Origin of the sequence: Skermanella stibiiresistens SB22 (genome assembly GCF_000576635.1) — a bacterium.
GTDB lineage: Bacteria > Pseudomonadota > Alphaproteobacteria > Azospirillales > Azospirillaceae > Skermanella > Skermanella stibiiresistens.
Genome location: NZ_AVFL01000145.1, coordinates 1 through 338, shown reverse-complemented (window position 1 = coordinate 338; position 338 = coordinate 1). Strand labels below are relative to the sequence as shown.

The 338-nt window shown below is 63.0% G+C and carries 1 protein-coding gene; it reads left to right on the top strand.

What is annotated here, in order from left to right:
- Window positions 1–24 precede the first annotated feature (24 nt).
- The coding region (locus N825_RS35835; RefSeq protein ID WP_037462568.1) for a phospholipase D-like domain-containing protein at window positions 25–338 on the top strand (314 nt) is incomplete at its 3' end.

Below are 338 nucleotides of genomic sequence, written 5' to 3'. Positions count from 1 at the left end.
GCATTGTGGGGCGGTTGTTTGTTGATGTTGAGCCAGAGCGCTGCGGCGCGTTTTGCGATTCCCGGTTACGAGCTGGTGTATACCGCACCGGTAGAAACCGCGCTGCAGGCCGACGACCTGCGCAACACCGCCGAGGTGTGGCGCGAGATGTTCGACGCGGCGAAAACCCGCATCGACCTGGGGCAGTTTTACGTAGCGAATCAGGACGGTTCGCTGCTGGACGGCGTGCTGCAGCGCCTGAAGGCGGCCGGTGAGCGCGGGGTGAAAATCCGCTTCCTGATGGAGGAGAAAGGCATCCGCAACTCCACCGCCGAGACGCTGGAGCAGCTGAAGGCGAT